The organism is Rhizobium sp. YJ-22 (genome assembly GCF_029601685.1).
Classification (GTDB): Bacteria; Pseudomonadota; Alphaproteobacteria; order Rhizobiales; family Rhizobiaceae; genus Metarhizobium.
Map to the genome: position 1 here is coordinate 115,586 of NZ_JARRIR010000002.1, position 24,412 is coordinate 139,997.

Consider the following 24,412-nt stretch of genomic DNA (forward strand, 5'->3'; position numbering starts at 1 on the left):
GCGAAATTCTCGCGGCGGGCTTTTTCAATCCATGGAAAAATCTCAGCGCTCAGCGCCGGCGCCACTGCCCCAGGGGCCATGATGGGAATCGGCGCCGTCGAGGCGGTCGAAACCATGGGCGCCGAAGAAATCGCGCTGCGCCTGGACGAGGTTCGCCGTGCCGCGGCCGCGACGATAGGCATCGAAATAACCCAGCGCCGAGGCCAGCGCCGGCACCGGCAGGCCGCCGAGCACCGCATAGGAGACGGCGCGGCGCAGCGCCCCATCGGTTTCCTTGACCATCGCCGAGAAGGCCGGCGTCACGATCAGGTTGGCGACATGCGGGTCTTTGGTGAAGGCCGAGGTGATCTCATCGAGGAACTGCGAACGGATGATGCAGCCGGCGCGCCAGATCTTGGCAATGGTCGGCATCGGCAGGTTCCAGTTGAACTCCTTCGAGGCAGCGGCCATGACCGCGAAGCCTTGCGCATAAGCGCCGATCTTCGCGGCCAGCAGCGCGCTTTCGAGATCGGCGATGAAGGCCTTGCGGTCGGCAATGGCCGGCGGGGTCGCGGCCGGCAGGCCGAGGATCTTTTCGGCCGCTTCACGCTCGCTTTTCTGCGAAGACAGGATGCGCGCCGCGACGGCCGCCTCGATGGCGGTTGCCGCGACACCCATGTTCTGCGCCTCGATCACCGACCATTTGCCGGTGCCCTTCTGGCCGGCCTGGTCGAGGATCATGTCGACCATCGGCCCGCCGGAGATCGGGTCGCTGGCGCGCAGCACCTTCTCGGTGATCTCGATCAGGTAGGAATTCAGCCGGCCCTTGTTCCACGCACCAAAAACGTCGGCGATTTCGACGGCGCTCATCTTCAACCCGTCGCGCAGGATGCCGTAGATTTCGGCGATCATCTGCATGTCGGCATATTCGATGCCGTTATGGATCGTCTTGACGAAATGGCCGGCACCGTTTTCGCCGAGCCAGTCGACGCAGGGCTCGCCATTATACTTGGCGGCAATCGAGGTCAGCACCGGCTTGACGCGCTCCCAGCTTTCCTCGGTGCCACCGACCATGATCGACGGACCATGGCGCGCGCCCTCCTCGCCGCCGGAAACGCCCATGCCGATAAAGGTCAGGCCGCTGTCTTTCAGAGTGTCGAAGCGGCGCATCGTATCGCGGAAATTGGCATTGCCCGCGTCGATCATGATGTCGCCCTTCGAGAGATAGGGCTTCAAATGCTCCATCTGCTGGTCGACGGCGTCGCCTGCCTTGATCATGATGATGATCGGCCGCGGCGGACGAATCGCCGCAACGAATTCCTCGATCGTCTTGCAGGGAATGATCTGGCTGCGCAGATCGCCGGCGCTGGCAACGAACTCGTCGGTCTTCTCCGGCGTCCGGTTGAAAACGGCGATCTTGTTGCCCTTCTCCGCGATGTTGAGCGCGAGATTCGAGCCCATCACACCGAGCCCGATCAATCCGATTTCTGCTTGTTCCACGACGGCCTCCGGTCAATATAGTATGGCTTCACATTGCCCGTTGTTGTGGCATCCAAATCCGCTATCGGCAAGGCGCAATGGTTCAAACCGATTGAATTTCACAATTTGCCGATCAAATCTTCAGGAGCAAGGTGATGTCGACATATCCGGCCCACATCGTCCATCTCTCCATCGACCGCCCATGGAACGAGGTTTATCGCTTTGCAGCCGATCCCCTGAGGATGCCGCGCTGGGCGACCGGTCTCGGCGCCGGCATCCGGCGGAGCGGCGAAGACTGGGTGGTGGATGGCGGACCGATCGGCGAGGTGCGGGTGCGTTTCGCCATCGACAACGCCTTCGGCGTCATAGACCATGCCGTGACGCTGCCGGACGGGACAATGGTTCACAACGCCTTGCGCATCGTCCCGAACGGCGACGGCGCGGAAGCGATGTTCATGCTTCTGAAGTTGCCCGGCACTGACGATACCGCCTTCGAGGCCGATGCGCGCAATGTGATGGCCGATCTGAAACGGCTGAAGGAATTGCTGGAAGCCGGCGCGAACTGATACTCAACTCGCCAGCGACCGCGTCTCGTTGACGACCAGCAGCGCGCCGAGTATGCCGTCGCCTTCCCCGCGCAGCGGCGTCGTCCGTCCGATGACCAGCAAGCCGCCATTCTTACTGACCGTATAGCAAAAACAGCGCTCCTCGCCCCGGAAACACAGGGCCAGATCGTCGCGCAGCCCGCTCTCGAAACATTCCTCGCCGACGATCTCGGCGATATGACAGCCGACGAGTTCGACCGGCTTGCATCGGAAAGGTTTCGCATACGCCCGGTTGGCATAGAGAACCCGGCAATCGCAGGTCAGCACCGCGACCCGTTCGGAAAGGCTGTCGAGCAGCATGTCGCTGAACAACCGCCCCGGCGCGATCGCATTCGGCACGCCGGCCGCTGCCGACGCATGCGCGCCATTTTCTTCAGCGTGGTAACGGTCGATGAGAGTCGACAGTGCGTTCGCATGGCGAAGCACGCTGGCCCTGTCCTCCGCCTCCTCCCGGATCAGCGTGTTGACAAAACCCAATTGCCGGCGGATTCCGGCCGATGTCTCCGCCCGGTGGTCCACAATGGCATGGATCAGCGGTTCGATCTCGCGGTCCAGAATGGCGACTAGCGCGTCGTCACCGAGGAAAACGGCGCGCCGCAACTGCGCCGTCTTCGTATCGAAAGCCTCCAAAAGCGACAAAAGCTCCATTTCGGCTTTCTCAGGCATGGGTAGCACTCAAGTTATGCACGGCGACGTAGAAGACGTGCTGCACTTTCGATCCGGCGATGACGTCATCCATAACCAATCGAGTCTTTAGCGACAAGTATTGAGGGAACAGGCAACTGTGCCAAAATTGCACAATGTCAATTTTGGCACAACAAAACCCCTGAAAACCTTGGGGCCTTCGTTGCGGAATTACAAAATCGGGACAACCCGTATGGGAAAAATCGGCTTTTCCATGTGACCCGGGCTGTCAGCGCCGCATCAGGCGGCGCGATTCCCCGGCTGGCGACGGTCGGCGATCTCTTCCATCAGCACCAGTGCGCCGATCACCCGTGAGGACGGCGAGCGATAGGGCGACAGGCGGCACCGCAGCACGCGCGTTCGCTCACCGACTGCTTCGGCAAAGGTATAGTCGACGGTCTCGCCGAGGAAGGTATTGTCCAGCCTCTCCTTGAAACCCTGCGAGAAACGGTGCAGACCGATGACTTCGCCGATATGCACGCCGTTTAGTTCCTCCGGCCGCCGGTCCCAACTGCGCGCATCGTTTTCATTGCAGTAGAGATAGCGATAATCGGTGGAAATCACGCAGACACGATTCGGCAGGCGATCCAGCATGGTGATGTCGAGCAGGCCGCGTTCGGCACGGCTGCGAGAGGTCACCGTTACCGGCGCGGCGTCCACGACATGATGGTAAAGATCGCTGATCGGGCGCGGGCGCAGATGACGCTCGACAATGCGTTGCAGATTGTCGGCATGGCGCAGCACGCAGGAGCGATCTTCGGCCTCGACCTTCAGCAATTCGATGGCAAGGCCCACTTGCATCTGCACTTCGATGGCGTTGGTCGCCTTATGCTCGAAAATCGCCTCCAGCAAGGATTCAACATCCCGATCGATTCCGCCCAGCATCTGCTCGTCGCCAGCGGCGACGGCGCGCTTCAAACGCGCATACCGGGTCCAAAAAAGATCGATCAAGTCCTTCAACATCGGCTCTCCTGCCTATTTCCCGCAACGCCCCACAAGCGTCCGAACTTCAACGCGCACGCATGTCCAGACGGGCCCTACCCTCAAGGCACCCGCTTGCGACATCCCATCCGCGCGACGGGAGCGACACTCTAAGACACGCGCGACCGCGTTCAATTGCAGGATATTGCAGGCTCAAACTTGGGCGAAGCTGGGCGGTTTTGCCCAGATATGAGCAATTGACCAAACAAACCGTCAGAGCGTGTGCTTGATGTTCCAGCGATCATGATACCACAACCATTGGTCGGGGTATTCCCGCACCCAGGCCTCGACCCGATCGTTGAGAAGCTGGGCGGTGGCCGTCACGTCGAGACGCCCCTTTTCGTCGCGCGGCAGCGTGATCGCGGGTTCCAGTTCCAGCCGGTAGCGGTTGCCGGGCAGGCGGATGCAGCGGGCGGGATAGACCTCGCAGCCGAACTGCCGCACCAGCTTGGCGAGCAGCGGATTGGTCTGTACCGGCTGCCCGAAGAACCGCGTCTCGACGCCGCGCGTGAATTTCTGGTCGACAAGCACGCCGACGCTGCCGCCCGCCTCCAGCGTCCGCGCCAGCGCAAAGGACGAGCCGGCATGCGACGGCACCAGATGGCCCATGCGGGCAGCGCGGAACTGAAACACCTTTTCGGCGATATATGGATTGTTCGGCGGCCGGAACAACACGGTCACGTCGACGCCGAAGGCAGCGCCGGCCACCGGCAGCAGCTCGAAATTCGCCGTATGCGCCGTGAAGACGATGAAGGGTCGCGGATTGTCGCGCAGATCCATGAAGATCGGAATGCCCGAGACCTCGACACGGCCCGGCTTGTCCTGTGCCGGATCGAAATCGAAAAGCTGGTCGAGGAAGACATATTCCGCCGCCAGCCGCCCCATATTGCCCCAGCTATTGAGGGCAATGGTTTCGATTTCCGCCTCGGATTTCTCCGGAAAGGCATTGCGCAGGTTGCGCAACATCAGCTTGTGGCGGCGCAGGCGCGGCCCGATGGCCCGCGTCAGCCGGTCGGCGAAATTGATCGCCGTATCGGCCGGCAGCAGTTTCAGGATGTTGAGAAACCCGAAGGCGAGCTGCGCCACCAGCCATTGCCGGAAGTTGCGAAAGCCCAGGACGAGCCGGGTGATGACCATCCGCACTGAATCAGTCCATCCGCAGAATGATCTTGCCGAAAATCTGGCGGCTTTCCATGCGCTCCAACGCCCGGCCGATATCCTCGAAGCTGACTTCGGTGTCGATGACCGAATGCACAAGGCCGCGTGCCATCTTCTGCATGGCATCTGCCATGTTTTCCATGCGGCAACCGAAGGAGCCGAGCAGCTTCAGTTGCTGCTGGAACAGCATCATCAGGTTGAGGTCGGTTGATACGCCAGACGTCGAGCCGCAGGTGACTAGGCGGCCGCCGCGCTTCAGGCAGAGCATCGAGCCCGCCCAGGTGTCCTTGCCGACATGTTCGAAGACGACGTCGACGCCCTTCTTCTTCGTCAGCTTGCGCACCACGCCCTCGAAACGATCCGTGCGATAATTGATGACGTGATCGGCGCCCAGCGCCCTGGCCTTCTCGATCTTGTCGTCGGAGCCGACGGTCGTGATGACCGTGCAGCCCATCTTGTGGGCAAGCTGAATCGCCGCCGTGCCGATACCCGAACCGCCGGCATGGACGAGGATCGTCTCGCCGGGCTCCAGCTTGGCATTGTCGAACAGCATATGCTCGACGGTGCCGAAGGTCACCGGCGCAAGTGCGGCATCGATGGCCGAGACGCCGGGCGGGGCCGGAACCAGCAGGCGGGCCGGCAGGTTGACCTTCTCCTGGGCGAAACCATCGAGATGGAAACCATGGACGCCGCCGACATGTTCGCAGAGATTGTCGCGGCCTTCACGGCAGGGACGGCAGAGGCCGCAGGTGCGCGCGCCATAGATCGAGACGAGCTGTCCGGGCAGCACATTGGCGACGCCGGGGCCGAGAGTTTCGACCACGCCGGAGGCCTCCGCACCGATGACCAGCGGCATCTTGCGCTTGGCGAACGCCATGCCGCGCCAGCCCCAGACGTCGATATGGTTGAGCGCCACTGCCTTGACGCGCAGCGTCACCTCTCCGGGACCGGGCGCTTCCGGCTCGGGCAGGTCGACGGTTTCAAGCCGGCGGTCTTCGATCAGTTGCAGCGCGCGCATATCATATCCCCCGCGCCCGAGGCGCATTCACAAAATTTCGAGTTGCCGGCAATTAAGCCGGTTCAAGCGTCATGACAAGGCTGGCATTCTGTCCGCCGAAGCCGAAGGAGTTGGACAGAACTGCGCGAACCTGCGCCTCCCGCTTCACATTCGGCACCACATCGAGCGCAATCGCCGGATCGGGGTTACTGTAGTTGATGGTCGGCGGCAGGGTGCCGGTCAGCATGGTCTGCAGCGAGAACACCGCCTCGACCGCGCCGGCCGCCGTCAGCGTATGGCCGATCATCGACTTGTTGGACGAGACCGGGATGGAGGACAGCTTGTCGCCGAAGACGGCGAGCATCGCGCCATATTCCATCTTGTCGTTTTCCGGCGTCGAAGTGCCGTGGGCGTTGACGTAACCAATATCATCCTCGCCAAGCCCCGCATCGGCGAGCGCCGCGCGGATCGTGGCAATTGCCGGGCCGCCATCCGGCGAGGAGCGGGTGCGGTGGAAATGATCGGCCTTTTCGCCGCAGCCGGTCATGATGCCGAGCACCTTGGCGCCGCGCGAAATGGCCGCTTCCAGCGACTCCAGCACCAGCGTCGCGGCACCCTCGGCGATGACGAAGCCGTCGCGATCCTTGCTGAACGGTTTGGAGGCCTTTTCCGGCGGATCGTTCTGGGTCGAAAGCGCAGAGAGCAGCGAAAAACGGATCAGAGCCTCGGCGCTGACCGACCCGTCGGTCGCGACCGTCAAGGCGCGCTCGGTGCGACCCTGGCGGATCGCCTCGACCCCGAGCTGGATGGCGGTGGCGCCCGAGGCGCAGGCGGTCGACAGCGTCACCGGTAGGCCGCGCGTGCCGAACTTGTCGGCGAGGCGCTCGGAAATCGAGCCGAACTGCGCCGCTTCCATGAACACCGGATCGGGCCGCTCGCGCATGGCGGCGAGGAAACGGTCATAGGCGTCACCCTCTCGCACCGCCGGCGGCGCGCGGTCGGCCAGCGCAAAACGGTCGCTCCATTCCGGCTCGACCGGCGGGGCGGCCAGGAACAGCGGTCCGTCGAAATCGCCGGAAATGCCGGCTTGCGCCAACGCCTCGATGGTCGTTTCGCGAGCGAAGGCAAAGGAGCGCTCGACGGAATTGCTGCGCGGCGGATCGATGAAATCCACGGTGCCGCTGATGCGTGTCGAAAGCCCCTCGGTCGGGAAACGGGTGATGGCATGAATGCCGGACGTGCCCGATGTCAGCGCCGCCCAGTTGTCGGCAAGCCCTTGACCGAGCGAGGTAATGACGCCCATGCCGGTGACGGCGACGATCGGACGACCCAGATGATCCTTGAAGCTGGAATTGGCCATGACCGGCAGTTCCTTCATGCGTTGGCGCGCAGAAGGGCCATGCCTTCGCCGCGCGTATAACCGACCGTGGTGACCAGGGCCTGCTGTGCCGCCCCGCTCATCGCCCTTTCGCCTTCGGCATTGAACACCGGAACGGCCGCACCCGCATCGACGGCAAGCGCCGCAAGCGCGAGCCCCAGCGGAAACTGCGCTTCCATGCCATGCCCGGCCACACCGCCATAGCCACGCAGGGCCGCCTTCGGAAACGCGCCTTCGAGAAACGCCTTTTCGCGGGCGGCGAGATCGTGCAGGCCGCTGCTGCCGGAGAAGACCACAAGATCGGAAACGCCCTCGCCGGCCATCGCCGCCATGCGCCCGAGCCGTTTTTCAAGGCGGCCCTCGTCACGACTGCCGCGATCACCTTCTATGGCGTCGACAATCGCATAGATATGGGCGCCCCGCGCCTGCGCATGTTCGCGCGATTCGAGCACCAGGAAGGCGCCGACCGAGCCCATGACCATGCCGCCGCCGGCACTGTCCTCGCGCGACCACAAAGGTTGCCAGTCACCGGTCAGATGGGCGCGGATGCCCTCGACCAGCAGGATGATATCCGCGCGCTCGGCGACAAAGGCGCCACCGACCAGCGTATGTGTCGACTGCCCGGCGGAAATGCGCGCAAAAGCGGTTTCGATGGCGGAAATGCCGGCGGCTTCCTCGCCCATGAAGGTGCGCGACGAGCCCGTCACCTTGTGAACGATGGAGATATTGCCGGCCATCAGGTTGGAAAGCTGGGCGAGGAACAGCGTCGGTCGCAGTTCGGTCTTCAGTTTCTCGTTGAGCATGACCTCGCGGTCGTTGCGCTTCAGGCTCTCGTCGACGATCATCGAATCGACGGCGATATCGCGCTCGCCGCCACCGGCGGCGACGATCATGTCCATCGTGCCGCAAAGCTCGGCATCGTCCTTCAGCCCGGCATCGTCGAGCGCAAGTCCGGCGGCGAAAACGCCGAGGCGCTGCCAGTTTTCCATCTGCCGCTGATCGCCGCGCTTCGGGATCTGCGCCGACCAGTCGATCTCCGGCATCGGATGGATGGGATAAGGCTTGAATTTTTCCGTTTCGAGAACCGCTTGCGGTCTCTCCTCAGACGTCAAAAGCGCCAGATGCGGCGCTTTTCCGACCCCGAGCGATGTGACGATGCCGACGCCGGTGACGACGACATCCCTATCCGACCTGCTCATGCGCTCAGTCCCCTGTGCCTGACAGCGCCGCGCGTCATCGATGGTGCGCGCTGGACGCTGCGATAAATCAAATTGAGTCGTTCAGGCTGCGTAACCTATCCCCGAATCGTCCGGCATTCGAAGGAATTATGCAGTCGCGGCGGCCATGGCCCGAAGAAGCCCGACATCTTCGGCCCGCTTACGCACGATATCGCCGATCGGCACCTTGTCGAATGGAAGCGTGCGCAGCTTCAATTGCGCATCGCAGATCTTGCCGGAGGCAGCCGATATCCTCGCCTTGGTCACGGCAAAACCCGATCCGTCATGCTCCAGGTGCGCCTCGATCTCCAGTTCGGCGCCGGGCTCGACGAAATTGCGGATCTTGGCGCCATCGACCGACATCAGCAGGGGCATGGCCGAAAAACCGTTACGGGCGAGCACCAGAAAACCGGAGGCCTGAGCCATTGTTTCGATCAGCAACACGCCGGGAACAAGCGGCATGCCGGGAAAATGTCCTTCGAAGACCGGACTTGCGTCCGGCACCTTCGAACGCGCCGTAAGCCGGTCCGCCTCCGCAGAGACGGACTCGACGGCATCGATCATCTGAAAATATTCGAGCAGCATCGAACGAATCCCGGCTTTTAAGCCTTGGCGGCCCGCAATTCGTCGATCTTCGCACAGAGGTTCTTGAGAACGAAGTATTCCTCGGTGGAAACTTTGCCCTCGTTGACATCCTGCGTCCACTTTTCCAGCGGAATCTTGATGCCGAATTCCTTGTCGATGGCGAAGACGATATCGAGGAAGTCGAGGCTGTCGATGCCCAGGTCATCGATCGTATGGCTTTCCGGGGTAATCGACTCGCGATCGATCTCGCTCGTCTCCGCGATAATATCGGCAACCTTGTCAAATGTAGCAGTCACGCCAACAACCTCATAAATGTCTGATCTCAATCTTCCTCATAGCAAAGATCGCCGAAAAGCCAATGGCAAGATGGTGCAATGCGGCACCACCCGGCGGGATTCGCAATCCTTGCGCCCTTCCATGACGCCGTGGACACGGCGAAAACAAGGCGGAGCCGAAGAGAATAGCGGTGGAGCCCCCCCTATTGAGCGATGACGATACGGGTATTGCCGAGGCCGTTGGCCGTTGCCATCGCGAAGAATTGCGCGGCATTGTCCGGATGCAGGCGCACGCAGCCATGCGAAGCCGGGCGCCCCAGCCGCTTCAGGTCGAAAGTGGCGTGGACGGCATAGCCACCGTTGAAGAAGATCGCATACGGCATCGGCGCGTTGTCGTATTTGCGCGAGCGGTGGTTGCGAGAAGCCCATTTGGCGCTGTAGCTGCCGGTCGGCGTCACATAGCCCTGACGAGCGGTCGAGACCTTCCAGCGATATTTGACGATGCCGTTCTGCGTCACGGTCATCGTCTGGCTCGACAGATTGACCTTGGCCACCAGATTGGCGGCATTCGATCCGACGGCTGCAAATTGTACGGCCAAAAACGTCGCCGCGGCTGCAATAAGTATTCTCATACTCGCCCCTTTTTACGCATGTCACAAGTTTTGTGGCCAAGAATTGACAGTGAAAGCGAGAATAAGGCGAAAAGAATGATGTTCGATTAAGTGCAAGAGTAATCAGAAAAGGAAGAAGAATGGTTAATAAACTGTCTCGTCCGACGCTATGCCCGCCGGCCGCTTCGTCTGCCGAAGAAATGAGAAAGGATAAACACCAGAATCAACACCGGCCAGACAATGGACAGCGCCACACCCAGCACTTTCCAGCGATCCCATGGGGCGTCGCTCCTGATGATTTCGAGCATTGTTTCCAGGAGGCAAAGCATGACGATCAGGCCATAAGCCATCAGAAGAACGATATGGACCAGATTGGCCACACCGTATGATATGATATCCGTTGACATAGCACCCCCGCCTTCACCCTTTTGGTATCGCATGGACGGGTGGCCTGCTTCATCACCCAAACGGGTGGCGCCGCGGAGATTTTTTAAACGACGAGCAGAATGACGAAGGCGACAAGTGCGATGGCGGCAAGTGCCGAGCAGGCATGCTTGAAGACGGCGACACCGGCTTCGATATCGAAGACGGACGCATCCTGTCGGCCAGCCGCATTCATCATCGGCTCGCGCACCTGCACGCCACCATAAACGCGCGGGCCGGCAAGCGCGAGATCGAGCGCGCCCGCCATCGCCGCCTCCGGCCAGCCGGAATTCGGCGAGCGATGCAGGCCGTGATCGCGCAGACCGAGGTCGATCGCAGCCCGCGCCGCAGCGCTTCCGCGATGAACCCAGGCGCCGGCGGCAATCAGCAGCATCGACAGGCGCGCGGCCGGCCAGTTGGCGAGATCGTCGAGCCTGGCCGCGGCCCAGCCGAAATCAGCGTATTTTTCCGAGAGATGGCCGATCATCGAATCGGCGGTGTTGAGCATCTTGTAGGCCAGCAGCCCCGGCAGGCCGAGCGCCGCATACCAGAAGGCGGGCGCGACGACGCCATCGGAAAAATTCTCCGCCAGGCTTTCCAGCGCCGCCCGGGAAATGCCGGCTTCGTCCAGCGTTTCCGGATCGCGCCCGACGATCATGCTGACGGCGCGACGCCCTCCCGAAAGACCCTCGCGCTTCAAACCCTCCGCCACGGCCAGCACATGATCGGACAGGCTTTTCTGCGCGAAAAAGACAGCGGCGATCGCCACCTCAATAAGGATGCCGAGCGGCCCGAGGCCCGCCAGCAGCAGATGCAGGCCGCAGCCGAAGGCGACGCTCAGGACCAGAAGCACGGCAATGGCGATGACGCCGTTGCGCCGCCGCTGCGCCGGCGGCAGGGCACGGCGGTTGAGGCGCGTATCGGCAAAGGCGATGGCCTTGCCGAACAGCACCACCGGATGCGGAACGTGCCGCCACAGCGCCGGGGGATCGCCGACGATGCGGTCGAGCAGCAGCGCCAGAAGCAGGATGAGAAAATGTTCGGTCATCGGGAAAATCCGGCTAGAGCAATTCCTGCAAAAGTGAAAACCGGTTTCCGTCCGGAATTGCGAAAAGGCGAAAGAGATAAAGCATTGGAGGTGACCCTTGTCACCGGAAATGCTTTAGCGCTTCGGCCAGGCGGCGGTCGCCCGCCGCATCCGGCGCCAGCCCGAAACGCAGCCATGTCGGCTCGTAATCGAATTTACGCACCAGGATGTGCGCCCGGCAAAGATGCTCGTGCAGCCGCCCGGCAGCCGCATCCTCGACCAGCGCGAACAGCGATGCCCCGCCGCGTACCCTCAGCCCGGCCTCGGCGAGGACATCGAGCAGGCCACGCTTGCGCGCCGCGATTGCCGCGCGCAACGGCGCGGGATCGGCCTCCAGCAACGATGCCGCCACCGACAGCGCCGGGCCGGAGACCGCCCAGGGACCGAGCCAGCTTTCCAAGCGCGCCAGCAGACCGGCGTTCGCAACGACGAAGCCAAGGCGCACGCCAGCCATGCCGAAAAACTTGCCGAAGGAACGGAAGACGATCAAGCCATCTTGCGCGCCGGCCTGGCCCACCAGCGAGCCCATCGCCTCGCCATCGCAGAAGGCTTCGTCCACGACCAGAAAGCCGCCCCGCGCCGCCATCCGCCCCGCGAGCTCCAGCAGGGTTTCGGAAGCATGGACCCGTCCATCGGGATTGTTGGGATTGACGACGACGGCGAGCTTATGTTGCGGGCCAATGTCGTCCAGCGTGGCGACGGCATCGACCGGATGCCCGGCAAGCGTGAAGGCGCGGGCATATTCGCCATAGGTCGGCGACAGGATCGCAACCGGCGCGGCCGGGGAAACGAGGCGCGGCAGCAACTGGATGACCGATTGCGTGCCGGGGACGGCAAGCGGCATCACAGGCCCGCTGCCGTAATAGCCCGCCGCAGCGGCTTGCGCCCTCTCCACAAGATAACGATCCGGAAGGCGATGCCAGGCGCGCGGTTCGATGGCCGGCAAATCCGGCGGGCATGGATTGATTCCGGTGGAGAGATCGAGCCAATCCTCCACCCGCCCGCCATGCAGCGCGGCGGCGGCGGTGATGCCGCCGCCATGGATAATGGCGCCGCTCATGCCGCCTCGCCCGCGAGGTCGATCAGATGCATGAACGAGCCGGAGACCGTACCGCGTCGGAGCCCGACCGTGCCGAGATCGACGCCGACCGCATCGCGTGCTGCAAACAGCCGGTCTGCTTCGCCTTCGGAAACGATGGTTGCATAGTGAAATTCATGCGCCCGCATCGGCTCGGTGAAGCAACTGCCCGGCAGCGGCCGCACTATGCGGTAGCCGAGATGCCGGCGGCGGGTGGCAAAGGACGTCACGAGCGGCAATAGGCCGAGCATGCGGTGACTCCTGCCTTCCGCATCGATGACCGCCTCCCCCAGCGTCATGTAGCCGCCGCACTCGCCGAAAATCCGCGCGCCGCGCTCCGCGGCGGCCCGCATGCCGTTACGGAACGTTTCCGCTACGGCAAGCTTTTCGCCATGCAGTTCGGGATAGCCGCCCGGCAGGTAGACCGCATCGGCATCCACCGCCGGCGCCTCGTCGGAAAGCGGCGAAAACAGCGTGATATCAGCGCCCGCCATGCGCCAGCCGGCCAACAGATGCTCGTAGCGAAAGGCATAGGCCATATCGCTGGCCACGGCGATTCGCTGCCCCAACGGCGGCAGGCGCGCAGGGCTGTTGCGCAAATCCGCCGCGCGCGGCGCACCGGCGACCTGGATCAGCGCTTCCAGATCCATCCGCTGCGAGACGGCCGCCGCAGCGCGGTCGATAAACTCTTCCAGGCCCGCATGTTCGCCGGCCTGCACGAGGCCCAGATGCCGCTCCGGCAAGGCAAGCCCGGCATCGGCGCGCAGCACGGCCAGAACCGGCACCCCGACAGGGGTAAGCGCATCGCGCAGCATCATCTCATGCCGGTCGCTGCCGACCCGGTTGAGGATGACGCCGACAACACGGATATCGTCGCGAAACCGTGCATATCCACTGACCAGCGCCGCCACCGATTGCGACATGCGGGCGCAATCGACCACCAGCACGACGGCGAGATCCAGCGCCGCCGCCAGATCGGCCGGCGCGCCGGAACCATCGGCGGCACCGTCGAACAGGCCCATCATCGCCTCGATCACCAGCATCCGCCCCGCTCCATGCAAGCCGGCATTCGCGAGTAGCAATTCCTGCCGCATGCCCCAGGGATCGAAATTCAGGCAGGGCGCGCCGCTGGCGGCGGCATGAAAGGCGGGATCGATGTAATCGGGCCCGGCCTTGCCGGGCGCGACGGCAAGGCCGCGCCGGCTCAACGCCCGCAACAGGCCGAGCGTCACCGTCGTCTTGCCGGCGCCCGAGGACGGGGCGGCGATCAGCAGTCCGCTCATGCGGTCTCCCTTCGCCCTTGCGCGAAAGGATCGGGCAGCAATTGCCGGCCGTCGAGCGCGCCGAGCCAATCGAGCGACGGGCGCAGCCGCACCACCTGGCCGACGACGACGATGGCCGGCGGCTCGATGCCGGCGGCCTCGACATCCGACTCGGCCCGGCCGAGCGTCGTTTCCAGCACCGTCTGCTGCGGCGTCGCGGCATTGCAGACAAAGGCCATGGGTTCGTCGGCGGAGCGGCCGGCGGCGATAAGGTTGGCGGCGATCTGGCCGATATGCTTCATCGCCATATACATGACGATGACGGGCGAGCCCCGGCCGATGGCTTCCCAGTCGATCCGGTCGGGCACGATACCGGACGAATCATGGCCGGTGAGGAAGGTGACGCTGTGGTTGATCTCGCGATGCGTCGCGGGAATGCCGGCATAGGCAAGGCCACCGATGCCGGCGGTGATCCCCGGCACGATACGGAAGGGGATGCCATGCTCGACCAGCGTCAAGGCCTCTTCGCCGCCACGCCCGAAAACGAAGGGATCGCCGCCTTTCAACCGCAACACCCGATTTCCCGCGCGCGCCAGTTCCACCAGCCTGAGCGAAATATCGCGCTGGCGAGCGGAGGGCTTGCCGCCACGTTTCCCGGCATATTCCAGCGCAGCACCCGGGCGCACGAATTTCAGGCAATCCTCATTGACCAGCGCATCATGGACGATGACATCGGCCTGCCCAAGCGCCTTCACCGCCAGCAGCGTCAGAAGCCCGGGATCGCCGGGGCCAGCGCCCGCCAGCCAGACCGAGCCCGGAGCCAAATCCGGCAGAGAGGAAAAAACGTGTTCAAACATTGCATTGCCCTGGAACAATCCCGACGTCGGAATTGCGATAAACTGAAAGCGCATGAAGCGGGAGTGTCAATCTAGCAGCAAACGGACGGAACCATAAGCCGGCTTGCGATGCGCGGTTTTCCGCAGGCGACAGTGAAATGTCTTGAATCGGCCTGTGAACGTCCCGATTCGAATCCTGAGAAACAGCCGCCATGGCCTTTGAAAGATTCGACAATCGCCATGGGGCGGCCACCGCCCCATGGCGTCGGCATCAGAGCCGTTTACCGTCCACCAGCGCGGCGCGAATGACGTTCAGCACGCCTTCGGGCTGGACATCGATGCAGACAAGCTGGCTCGGCAGCCCGTCCCAGGCGCTCGGGCCGAAATGACGGTCTTCCGCCTTCTGAATCGTCTGGCCATCGGCGATACCACCGCAGACCACCCGCACGCCGCCGCTGCGGGTGGCGAACAGCTCCGGCGCGACGACATAGACGCCGGCGCAGCTATCATGCACCGCCATGCCCTCGCGTCCGGCGCGATCCTTGTAGAAATCGATATAGAACTGCGAGATATTCGCGAGCAGCTTGATATCGGCGCGGCCCGAGGCCGCCATCCCGGCCAGGAAGTCGCGGGTCATCATCGTCTTCATGGTCACGTCGAGACCAACGATCACCACCTTCCATGGCGCTGTGAATACCAGATCGGCCGCTTCCGGATCGCCATGGATATTGGCTTCGGCGGCGGGCGTCACATTGCCAGAGACATCGAAGGCGCCGCCCATGACCACGACCTGTCTGACGAGGCCGATGATGTCGGGATCCTCCCGTAGCGCGAGCGCCAGATTGGTCATGCGCCCGACCGCCACCAGCGTCACCTCGCCCGGATGGGCGCGCACGGTGTCGATGATGAAGCGATGCGCCGAACGGCCGTCTTCTGGCAGGTCGATGGTTTCGGGCACACCGATATTGCCCAAGCCGTCATCGCCATGGATGAAGGTCGGCCAGCCGATGTCCTGCCGGTCAGGGTCGATCGTCTGGCTGGCCCCGCGCGCTACCGGTGCCGAAATGCCCCATTCGCGCTTCAGGAACAGTGCATTGCGGGTGGTCGTGTCGATCGAGGCATTGCCGAACACAGTGGTGATGCCGATCAGGTCGATATCGGGGTGGCGATGCAGAAACAGCAGCGCCATGGCATCGTCGACGCCGGGATCGGTATCGTAGATAACCTTATGCATAAATTATCCTCTTGTTCTTCTTGTTGGATTCTTCGCGAAACAGCTTTCGGCCAAAAGCCGGAACACCGACACAATAGTGCCTGCGCGTCGATCCGCAATCGTCACGTGCCGGAATCGACAAGCGCGATCGCCGCAGTCAGCCCACCCGAGCCAATCTTCGGCAACGCCAGCCGCGCGGACGGCCCGGCCGCGGCAAGCGCCGCCGCCTCCGCCACGCCATGGCAGCCGACGGCGCGAAACACGTTTTCCGAAGGATTGGCAAGGCGCGGCGTTTCGCGCTCCAGCGTTCCCGCATCGAAATACACCGCGCGGACACCGAGCCGCGCGGCGACGGCATCGATAACGCCCGATTCGGCGCGCCGGTCGAGCGACGCGACGGCCGACAGCCGCCCCGCCATCATCCCGGCCCGCGCCAGCGCTTCGCCGGCCAGGCTCAGCAACTCCTCAGTTGTCGCCGAGGAGCGGCAGCCGAGCCCGAGAATGGCGCGGCCCGGCGGCGCGGATGCGGAAAAATCAGTCATGGCGTCCTGCTTCGTTGGCATCGCTCCCTTGACGGGAGCGGATGGAATTGCCCATGAGGATGACCTGTCTTGTCACGATTGCAAGATGGGCAGGCCATGATTCGCCGCCCTCTCCCAGGACTTCCGCCTTGCTCGACCTCAGCTTCCAGATCCTCGCCTTCCTGTTCCTGGCCGCCTTCGTCGCCGGCTTCATCGATTCGATTGCCGGTGGTGGGGGGTTGATCACGGTGCCGGCTATGCTGATCGCCGGCCTGCCGCCCTTGGAAACGCTGGGCACCAACAAGCTGCAATCGCTGTTCGGCTCTGCCTCGGCCAGCATCGCCTATGCCCGCAGGGGCCATGTGAAGCTTTCCGAACAGGTGCCAATGGCGCTGATGTCGGCATTGGGCGCCGCCGGCGGTGCTATTCTCGCGACGATCATCCCGGCGGATACGCTGGAAGCGATCCTGCCCTTCCTGCTGGTCGCTATCGCGCTTTATTTCGCGGTGAAGCCGAACCTGCACGACGAGGATCGCCATCGCCGCATCACGCCATTCCTGTTCGGCCTGACCTTCGTTCCGGCGGTCGGTTTTTACGACGGGCTGTTTGGCCCCGGGGCCGGCTCCTTCTTCATGCTGTCCTTCGTCACCATGGCCGGCTTCGGCGTGCTGAAGGCCACGGCGCACACGAAATTCCTGAATTTCGGCTCGAATATCGGTGCCTTCACCGTTTTCGTGCTGAATGGCGTGGTGCTGTGGAAGGTCGGCATCGTCATGGGGTTCGGCCAGTTCCTCGGCGCGCAGGCCGGCTCGCGACTGGCGATGCGCAGCGGCGCGAAAATCATCAAGCCGCTGCTGGTGATCACCTGCGTGGCGCTGGCGTTGAAGCTGCTCTCGGACCCGGCACATCCGCTGCGGATCTGGCTCGGTTTCTAGAAGATGGCGAGGATGATGGCCCCCGCCGCGATCATCCCGACCGCAAACCAGTGCAGCAGCGACAGTTTTTCGCCAAGAAAGACCACTCCGAAAATCGCGACCAGCACGATGGACAGCTTGTCGACCGGGGCGACGCGGGCGGCGTCCCCCAGCTTCAGCGCCCGGAAATAGGCGGCCCAGGAAGCGCCCGTCGCAAGGCCGGAGAGGCCGAGAAACAGCCAGGACCGGCCGGAAATCGACATAGGTGATTGCCACTGCCCGGTGATGACGACGATAACCGAGAGCACCACAAGGATAATGCAGGTGCGGATCAAGGTCGCCAGATCGGAGGGCACGCCGGCGACGCCGACCTTGGCGAATACAGCCGTCAACGCCGCAAAGGCGGCCGAAAGCAGCGCCCAGAAGGCCCAGCCCTGCACCATCAGAATTCGACGCCGGCCTGCGCCTTGATGCCCGAGCGGAAGGGATGCTTGAGCAGTTCCATTTCGGTGGCAAGGTCGGCGATCTCGATCAGTTCCTCCTTGGCGTTGCGACCGGTGAGGACGACATGGGTCATGTAGGGCTTGTGTTCCCTCAGGAAGGAAATCACCTCGTTGACGTCGAGATAATCGTAGCGCAGCGCGATGTTGATCTCGTCGAGCAGCACCATGGAATTGCGCTCGTCGAGAATCAATTCCTTTGCCTTTTCCCAGGCGGCCTGCGCGGTGGCGACATCGCGGCCGCGATCCTGCGTTTCCCAGGTAAAGCCCTCGCCCATGGTGTGGAATTCGCAGAGATCGGCGAAATGCCGGTCGATCAGGTCGCGCTCGCCGGTCGCCATCGCGCCCTTGATGAACTGCACGACGGCGCAATGCTTGCCATGGGCGATATGGCGGAAGATCATGCCGAAGGCGGCGGAAGACTTGCCCTTGCCCTTGCCGGTATGAACGACGATCAGACCCTTCTCGTCGGTCTTGGTCGCCATGATCTTTTCGCGCGCGGCCTTTTTCTTGGCCATCTTCTCGGCGTGGCGGGCGTCGTCCTTGCCGGTTTCGATTGTGTCTTCGCTCATCGTCTCTCTTCCCTCGTCATTCAAGCCTGCCGTACTCATTTAGAAGAGCGGCGGCTTCTTCTCTTTGTCCCGGCGCAAATCAGGATACCGGGTTCGCGCTCTGCCGCGACGGCTGCAGCGAAAAACGGGCGGAGTTGGAGCGCGGTGTCCACAGGCCGCGATCCATCGCCTCCGTCAGCTTCGCCTTGATATCCTCAAGCGCATGCGGATTCTTCTCTTCCAGAAAATCGCGCACCGCCTCGTCCATCACATAGGCGTCGTAGATCGCCTCGAAATGATGGTTGCCGACCATGCCGGTGGTGGCGGCATAAGCGAAGAGGAAATCGACGGTCGCCGCCATCTCCGCCCCGCCCTTGTAGCCATGGCGCATCACGCCGGCGATCCATTTCGGATTAACGGCGCGGGCGCGCACCACCCGGCCGATTTCCTCTTCGAGCGAACGCACCACCGGCTTTTCCGGCCGCGAATGGTCGTTGTGATAGACTGGTAGCGCCTTGCCCGACAGCAGTTCGGCAGCAGCGAACATGCCGCCCTCGAACTGGTAATAATCGTCGCTGTCGAGAATATCATGCTCGCGATTGTCTTGATTGTGGACCACGGCCTCGATGGAGCGCAGCCGCTCCTCGAACAATCCGCGCGCCGCATGGCCCTCTTCATCGGCGCCATAGGCATAGCCGCCCCAGACAAGATAGGCTTCGGCAAGATCAGCCCGCTGCCGCCAACCCTTGTCGTCGATCAACGCCTGCAACCCCGCCCCGTAAGCGCCGGGCTTGGAACCGAAAACGCGGTAGCCGGCGCGGCGCGAAGCCGCCTTGGTATCCAATCCTTCGGCAATCAACCGCGCCGTCTCGCCTTTCATGCGCCGGGCGATGGGATTGTCGAATGCATCCTCGTCCAGAGCGCCGACGGCGCGGATCGCCTTGTCGAACAAAGCGATCTGTTCCGGGAAGGCATCGCGGAAGAAACCGGAAATGCGCAGCGTCACATCGACACGCGGCCGGCCGAGCATCGCCTGCGGAATGATCTCGAAACCGGTGACACGGCGCGAGGCCATGTCCCAGAGCGGCTTGACGCCGATCAGCGCCAGCGCCTGGGCAATATCGTCGCCGCCGGTGCGCATGTTGGAGGTGCCCCAGGCAGTGAGGCCAAAACTCTGCGGCCAGTCGCCGTGATCCTGCACATAGCGGCGGACCAGCAATTCGGCCGACTTGCGCCCCAGCTCATAGGCCGCCGGCGTCGGCACGGCGCGGCTGTCGACGGAATAGAAATTGCGCCCCGTGGGCAAGACATCCGGCCGCCCGCGCGTCGGCGCGCCGGAGGGTCCGGGGGCGACGAAACGGCCGGCAAGCCCGGCCATCAGCCCGGCGATTTCCGCCTGCCCCGACGCCATCACCGCCGGCTTCAGCCGCGCCTCGATTTCGGCGAGCACGGCTTGCGTATGCGCCCATTCCGCCGGGCAAGCCGCCTCGCCCGAAACCAGCCGCATCGCCAGCAATTCGATGCGCTCGACGGTATCGCCATTCGAGCGCCAAGGGTCGTCGCTGACCTCGGCCAACACCGGCTGCCGTGGTCCACCCCACGCGGCGCCCATATCGCAATCCAAGGGATCGAACAATACGCCATCGGCCGCCAACCCGGCATCCTCGGCAATCGCCCGCTGCAGGCTGCGGTCACCGCCTTCGCCGAGACCGCGCGGCACGCGGGCCAGCGCCACCGTCAAGTCGGTCAGCATCCGGCCGGAAGGGGAAACGCCGAAAATGTGCAAGCCGTCGCGGATCTGCATTTCCTTGAGATCGCAGAGATAGGCGTCGAGCTTTTCCAGCGCCTTGTCTTCCGATTCGCCCTTCTCGATGCCGGCGTCACGGTCGAGGCCGATATAGGCGACGAGATCGAGGATCTGCTTGCGCAGCAGCCGCAGCCGGCGCGGATCGCCACCCGAAGCCTCGTAATATTCATCGACCAGCGCTTCCAGGTCCTTGAGCGGCCCATAGCTCTCCGCCCGCGTCAGCGGCGGCGTCAGGTGGCCGATGATGACGGCACCGCTGCGGCGCTTGGCTTGGCTGCCCTCACCTGGATCATTGACGATGAAAGGATAGAGGTGCGGCGTCGGGCCGAACACGGCTTCGGGATAGCAGGTCTCCGACAACGCCAGCGCCTTGCCCGGCAGCCATTCCATATTGCCATGCTTGCCCATATGCACGATGGCATGGGCGCCGAAGACCTGGCGGATATAGGCATAAAAGGCGAAGTAACCGTGCGGCGGCACGAGATCGGGAGAGTGGTAACTTTCCTTGGGATCGATCTGGTAACCGCGCGCCGGCTGGATGCCGACCAGCGTCTCGCCGAGCTTCATCAGCGACAGGGCAAAACCATCGCCGATGAAGAACGGATCGGCCTCCGGCCTACCCCAGTGCGCCGTCACTTCATCCTGAATCGAAACAGGAAGAGACGCGAAGAACGCCTTGTATTGACTCAGGGAAAGCGTTTCACGGATGACGCGGCCGTCATGGGCGGCATTGGTCGGGCCTTCCATCAGCCGGGCGATCAGCGTATCGCCATCCTCAGGCAGATCGGCGACGGCATAGCCCGCCGCCGCCATCGCCTTCAGCGCCTCGACCGTGCCGGCCGGCGTATCGAGGCCGACACCATTGCCGAGACGACCATCGCGATTGGGATAATTGGCGAGCACGATGGCGATGCGGCGCTCCGCCGCCTCCAGCCGCCGCAGCCGCGCCCAATTGGCCGCCAGCCGCGCAACGAATCCCATGCGCCCCGCATCCGGCTGGTGCGAAACGATATTGGCCTGCACCTTCTCATCGAAACGCAGCGCCGCCTTGAACGAAACGGCGCGAGAGAGAACGCGCCCATCAACCTCCGGCAGCGACACGTTCATGCCAAGATCGCGCGCCGAAAGCCCCTGCGAGGATGCCTCCCACGCCTCACGTGACGAGGCGGAAAAGATCGCCTGCAACACGACGGCGTCGCTGGCCTCCAGCACCGTCGGCTTGCGGGCGGCACCGGGCGCGGAAATGGCAAAGCCTGTCGTATTGACCACCACATCCGGCGATAGTTCGCGGAAGATTGCACCAACCGCCTCGATGCAATCGGCATCTTTAAAGCTATAGGCAAAGACCGGCAGCGGCCTCAAACCCTCGGACCGCAAGGCCTCAATCATCGCCGCGACTGGACGCGTCTCGCCGCTCGGCACCAGCGCGCGATAGAAAGAGATCGCCGCAATCGGCGCATCCGCCGCCAGCCCGACTTCCTGTTGCCATTCCTCGATCGACACCACACCCCGCCCCGGCCACCAGATGCCGGCCTTGGCGAGCGGCGCGGCCGCACCCGGCTTGTCGCCGCCGGAAACGAGCGCCCCGGCATAATCGAGGAAGGCGCGGTAATTCTCCGCGCCACCTTCGATCAGATAGGCCCAGAGCGCATTGAGGTCATCGGCCGCAACCGTCGAGAACGGCGCAATCCCCGGATCGGCCTTGGAATCGCCGGGAAGCACGGCAATCAGCGCACCGGTCGATTGCGCGCAGGCGTGCAACGCCTCCAGCGCATATTGGAAATAGCTTGCCCCACCCAGCGCCCGCACGACGATCAGCTTCGCATGCCGCGCCGTGCGCTCGACATAGGTATCGACCGACATCGGATGCTTGAGGCTGATCAGGCTTGCGACGCGCAGGCTGGGACCATCGGGCGATGCGGCATGGGCGGCGGCAATCGCCGCCATCTCGGTATCCGCCGCCGACAGGAACAGGATGTCGCCCGGCGACTGGCCGAGGTCTATGGCCTCGTCGCCTTCCGAAATCGAGCCCTTTTGCGCCAGCAGCAGATGCATGAGAAAGGCCTCCTTACGCCAGGGCCGCGATGGCGTCGCGGACGGCGGCTTCGTCCATGTCATGCAGGCCGATGACGACGAGGCGGGTGGCGCGGGGCTCGCCCGACGTCCAGGCGCGGTCGAAATACTGATCGATGCGGCTGCCGACGGCCTGGATCTGCAAACGCATCGGCTTGGCCGGCACGTCGACGAAACCCTTGAGGCGCAGGATGTCATGTTCCGCGATCACGCCCTTCAGCTTCTCGACGAAACCGGCGGGATCGGCGACCGGGCCGAGTTCGACGACAAAGCTGTCGAATTCGTCATGGCTGTGCTCCTCGCCGCTTTCATGCTCCAGCTCGTGATGCGACTTGCGGGCTTCGAGATCGCTCTCGGTGCCGACGCCGAGACCGAGCAGCACGGCGCTCGGCACATCGCCGTTCTTCGCCGCGATCATCGTCGGCTTGCGAGCGATGCGCGAGGCGACTTCGGCCTTGACGCTTTCGAGACCGGCGGCGTCGATCAGGTCGCTCTTGTTGAGCACGATCAGATCGGCGCAGGTGAGCTGGTCCTCGAACAGTTCCTCGATCGGGCTTTCGTGGTCGAGCGATTCGTCCTGAACGCGGGCGGCGTCGACCTTGTCGTGATCGTCGGCAAAGCGGCCGGCGGCGACGGCGGCGCTATCGACCACCGTCACGACGCCGTCCACCGTCACCTGGGTGCGGATATCCGGCCAGTTGAAGGCGGCGACCAGCGGCTGCGGCAAGGCAAGGCCGGAGGTTTCGATGACGATATGATCCGGGCGATTCTCACGCTCCAGCAGCTTGGTCATGGTCGGGATGAAATCGTCGGCGACGGTGCAGCAGATGCAGCCATTGGTCAGTTCGATGATGTCGTCCTCGGTGCAGGCTTCCGCGCCACAGCCCTTGAGCACGTCGCCATCGACGCCGAGATCGCCGAATTCATTGATGATCAGCGCGATTTTCCTGCCGCCTGCGTTGGAGAGCAGGTTGCGGATCATCGTCGTCTTGCCGGCGCCGAGAAAGCCGGTAATGACGGTTGCCGGAATCTTCTGCATGAATTTATCCCTTCATTTTCAGCGGCAGTCCCGCCGCGATAAAATAGACCTCGTCGGCTTTCGCCGCGATTTTCTGGTGCAGACGGCCGGCATGGTCGCGAAATTCGCGCGCCATGCGGTTTTCCGGCACGATGCCGAGACCGACTTCATTGGAAACGAGAATCAACCGGCCTTTGACGGACCCAAGCATATCGGCCAGCGCATCTCCGGCCGCGTCGATATCGTGGCTTTCCATCATCAGGTTGGTGATCCACAGCGTCAGGCAATCGACGAGCAGCACACGGTCGGCCGCATTGGCGGCGGTAATGCTGCCGATCAGATCCAGCGGCTCCTCATGCGTCGTCCAGCCATCGCCGGCGCGATCCTCTTTATGTTTGGCGATGCGGGTACGCATCTCGTCATCGAAGGCGCGGCCGGTGGCGATGTAGTGGCGCGCGAGCCCACTCTCGATGGCGCTGGCCTCGGCAAAACGCGACTTGCCCGAACGCGCGCCGCCAAGCACGAGAACAGTTCGGGGGGATGTCTGGAGGTCGCCGGATTGCATGGGTTCAGATCGCCCCGGCAGGCGCCAGAGCATTTCCAGCAAAAGTGCGAAGCGGTTTTGCGTCCGCAAATGCGGTACGATAAAGAGACGGGATGTTTTCGCGTTTCGAAGAAAAGCGGAAGCGCCCCAAGCCCGGACGGGCCGATACGATCGTTGCCATGACAACCTCCGTGCTGGCGCGGGGTGGATTCCCCGAAATGGGTCGCGCCTGATGGGCGTCCCGACCGGCACGGCAGGTCTCCTGGCTCGCGGCGCTCGGCAAAAATGCCGGCGGGACATGCTCGCCTTCCCGGATGACACTGGCAAAAGGCGGACGATTCGTAGATAAGGAGGCGTCCAGCCCGGTTGATTGCAGCGCCATTTCCAGTGGCTTTTCGATGGATGCCCCGTCCGCCCTGGAGCCTGCACCATCGCGAGCCGTCAGGACAAGATGCGTCCGCCGATGCATGTCCCTGACCGCTCTACAGTCGCGGGGTCGGCTGCGATTGAAACGCCCGGATTGGGTCCGTCCCGTCGCATTCCCTTTTCATTTCTCTCCGCTTTCGCGAAGGGAAAACCATGCTTGTTGTAAGCGGGATTTAAGCACTCCGACACTCCAAGTCAATTGCGCCCCTC

25 protein-coding genes and 1 riboswitch are annotated in these 24,412 nt (G+C 63.3%); of the genes, 2 read left to right on the forward strand and 23 right to left on the reverse strand.

Features of this window, described 5'->3' with window-relative positions; translation table 11 throughout:
- Positions 1-42: 42 nt before the first annotated feature.
- Positions 43-1,479 carry an NADP-dependent phosphogluconate dehydrogenase gene (gndA, locus tag P7F60_RS05120; protein ID WP_277916636.1) on the reverse strand — a complete coding sequence of 479 codons (1,437 nt, stop codon included), beginning with the start codon at positions 1,477-1,479 and terminating at the stop codon, positions 43-45.
- Between the two features lie 134 nt (positions 1,480-1,613).
- Here gndA and P7F60_RS05125 point away from each other — a divergent pair, with 134 nt between their 5' ends.
- A complete protein-coding gene (locus P7F60_RS05125; protein ID WP_277916637.1) occupies positions 1,614-2,024 on the forward strand; it encodes an SRPBCC family protein in 411 nt (136 codons plus the stop codon).
- A 3-nt stretch (positions 2,025-2,027) separates the two neighbouring features.
- Here the strand turns inward: P7F60_RS05125 and P7F60_RS05130 are convergent, their stop codons facing one another.
- From P7F60_RS05130 to P7F60_RS05205, 16 genes are all read right to left on the reverse strand, one after another.
- On the reverse strand, positions 2,028-2,729 hold the full coding sequence (locus tag P7F60_RS05130) for a PAS domain-containing protein (RefSeq protein ID WP_277916638.1): 702 nt from the start codon (positions 2,727-2,729) through the stop codon (positions 2,028-2,030).
- Positions 2,730-2,987: 258 nt separating this feature from the next.
- Complete coding sequence (locus P7F60_RS05135) at positions 2,988-3,710, reverse strand: PAS domain-containing protein (protein ID WP_277916639.1); 723 nt, start codon at positions 3,708-3,710, stop codon at positions 2,988-2,990.
- Positions 3,711-3,941: 231 nt separating this feature from the next.
- Positions 3,942-4,871: a lipid A biosynthesis lauroyl acyltransferase gene (locus P7F60_RS05140; protein ID WP_277916640.1), complete on the reverse strand. Its 930-nt coding sequence runs from the start codon at positions 4,869-4,871 to the stop codon at positions 3,942-3,944.
- A 4-nt stretch (positions 4,872-4,875) separates the two neighbouring features.
- A complete protein-coding gene (locus P7F60_RS05145; protein ID WP_277916641.1) occupies positions 4,876-5,904 on the reverse strand; it encodes a zinc-binding dehydrogenase in 1,029 nt (342 codons plus the stop codon).
- Positions 5,905-5,956: 52 nt separating this feature from the next.
- Positions 5,957-7,243: a beta-ketoacyl-ACP synthase gene (locus tag P7F60_RS05150; protein WP_277916642.1), complete on the reverse strand. Its 1,287-nt coding sequence runs from the start codon at positions 7,241-7,243 to the stop codon at positions 5,957-5,959.
- Between the two features lie 14 nt (positions 7,244-7,257).
- On the reverse strand, positions 7,258-8,460 hold the full coding sequence (locus P7F60_RS05155) for a beta-ketoacyl-ACP synthase (protein ID WP_277916643.1): 1,203 nt from the start codon (positions 8,458-8,460) through the stop codon (positions 7,258-7,260).
- Between the two features lie 126 nt (positions 8,461-8,586).
- The gene (locus P7F60_RS05160; RefSeq protein ID WP_277916644.1) at positions 8,587-9,063 is read right to left on the reverse strand and encodes a 3-hydroxyacyl-ACP dehydratase FabZ family protein; all 477 of its coding nucleotides are present in this window, start codon (positions 9,061-9,063) and stop codon (positions 8,587-8,589) included.
- A 17-nt stretch (positions 9,064-9,080) separates the two neighbouring features.
- Complete coding sequence (locus P7F60_RS05165) at positions 9,081-9,359, reverse strand: acyl carrier protein (RefSeq protein WP_277916645.1); 279 nt, start codon at positions 9,357-9,359, stop codon at positions 9,081-9,083.
- A 182-nt stretch (positions 9,360-9,541) separates the two neighbouring features.
- Positions 9,542-9,970 (reverse strand): L,D-transpeptidase, encoded by a 429-nt coding sequence (locus P7F60_RS05170; protein WP_277916646.1) that lies wholly within the window; start codon positions 9,968-9,970, stop codon positions 9,542-9,544.
- Between the two features lie 146 nt (positions 9,971-10,116).
- Entirely contained in the window at positions 10,117-10,356 is a 240-nt protein-coding gene (locus P7F60_RS05175) for a hypothetical protein (protein WP_277916647.1), read from the reverse strand.
- Between the two features lie 83 nt (positions 10,357-10,439).
- Positions 10,440-11,420 (reverse strand): adenosylcobinamide-phosphate synthase CbiB, encoded by a 981-nt coding sequence (gene cbiB / locus P7F60_RS05180; protein ID WP_277916648.1) that lies wholly within the window; start codon positions 11,418-11,420, stop codon positions 10,440-10,442.
- Positions 11,421-11,520: 100 nt separating this feature from the next.
- Positions 11,521-12,519, reverse strand: coding sequence for a threonine-phosphate decarboxylase CobD (gene cobD / locus P7F60_RS05185; protein ID WP_277916649.1), 999 nt, complete (start codon positions 12,517-12,519; stop codon positions 11,521-11,523).
- Entirely contained in the window at positions 12,516-13,820 is a 1,305-nt protein-coding gene (locus P7F60_RS05190; RefSeq protein WP_277916650.1) for a cobyrinate a,c-diamide synthase, read from the reverse strand. Before P7F60_RS05190 ends, cobD begins: the two co-directional genes overlap by 4 nt.
- A complete protein-coding gene (gene cobA, locus P7F60_RS05195) occupies positions 13,817-14,656 on the reverse strand; it encodes a uroporphyrinogen-III C-methyltransferase (RefSeq protein ID WP_277916651.1) in 840 nt (279 codons plus the stop codon). Before cobA ends, P7F60_RS05190 begins: the two co-directional genes overlap by 4 nt.
- Before the next feature lie 250 nt (positions 14,657-14,906).
- On the reverse strand, positions 14,907-15,869 hold the full coding sequence (locus tag P7F60_RS05200) for a nucleoside hydrolase (RefSeq protein ID WP_277916652.1): 963 nt from the start codon (positions 15,867-15,869) through the stop codon (positions 14,907-14,909).
- A 101-nt stretch (positions 15,870-15,970) separates the two neighbouring features.
- Positions 15,971-16,390 (reverse strand): cobalamin biosynthesis protein, encoded by a 420-nt coding sequence (locus P7F60_RS05205; RefSeq protein ID WP_277916653.1) that lies wholly within the window; start codon positions 16,388-16,390, stop codon positions 15,971-15,973.
- A gap of 128 nt (positions 16,391-16,518) precedes the next feature.
- Here P7F60_RS05205 and P7F60_RS05210 point away from each other — a divergent pair, with 128 nt between their 5' ends.
- Positions 16,519-17,304, forward strand: a complete 786-nt coding sequence (locus tag P7F60_RS05210; RefSeq protein ID WP_277916654.1) for a TSUP family transporter — start codon at positions 16,519-16,521, stop codon at positions 17,302-17,304.
- Here P7F60_RS05210 and P7F60_RS05215 read toward each other — a convergent pair.
- The 6 genes from P7F60_RS05215 to P7F60_RS05240 form a co-directional block, all read right to left on the reverse strand.
- Complete coding sequence (locus tag P7F60_RS05215; protein WP_277916655.1) at positions 17,301-17,726, reverse strand: EamA family transporter; 426 nt, start codon at positions 17,724-17,726, stop codon at positions 17,301-17,303. The genes P7F60_RS05210 and P7F60_RS05215 overlap by 4 nt on opposite strands.
- Positions 17,726-18,355 carry a cob(I)yrinic acid a,c-diamide adenosyltransferase gene (gene cobO / locus P7F60_RS05220; protein ID WP_277916656.1) on the reverse strand — a complete coding sequence of 210 codons (630 nt, stop codon included), beginning with the start codon at positions 18,353-18,355 and terminating at the stop codon, positions 17,726-17,728. Before cobO ends, P7F60_RS05215 begins: the two co-directional genes overlap by 1 nt.
- Before the next feature lie 79 nt (positions 18,356-18,434).
- Positions 18,435-22,196 (reverse strand): cobaltochelatase subunit CobN, encoded by a 3,762-nt coding sequence (gene cobN, locus P7F60_RS05225; RefSeq protein ID WP_277916657.1) that lies wholly within the window; start codon positions 22,194-22,196, stop codon positions 18,435-18,437.
- Positions 22,197-22,209: 13 nt separating this feature from the next.
- Positions 22,210-23,253, reverse strand: a complete 1,044-nt coding sequence (gene cobW, locus P7F60_RS05230) for a cobalamin biosynthesis protein CobW (RefSeq protein ID WP_277916658.1) — start codon at positions 23,251-23,253, stop codon at positions 22,210-22,212.
- Between the two features lie 4 nt (positions 23,254-23,257).
- On the reverse strand, positions 23,258-23,797 hold the full coding sequence (gene cobU / locus P7F60_RS05235; protein WP_277916659.1) for a bifunctional adenosylcobinamide kinase/adenosylcobinamide-phosphate guanylyltransferase: 540 nt from the start codon (positions 23,795-23,797) through the stop codon (positions 23,258-23,260).
- A gap of 4 nt (positions 23,798-23,801) precedes the next feature.
- Positions 23,802-23,957, reverse strand: coding sequence for a hypothetical protein (locus P7F60_RS05240; protein WP_277916660.1), 156 nt, complete (start codon positions 23,955-23,957; stop codon positions 23,802-23,804).
- Positions 23,958-24,010: 53 nt separating this feature from the next.
- A riboswitch (cobalamin riboswitch) is annotated at positions 24,011-24,373 on the reverse strand.
- Positions 24,374-24,412: the final 39 nt, after the last annotated feature.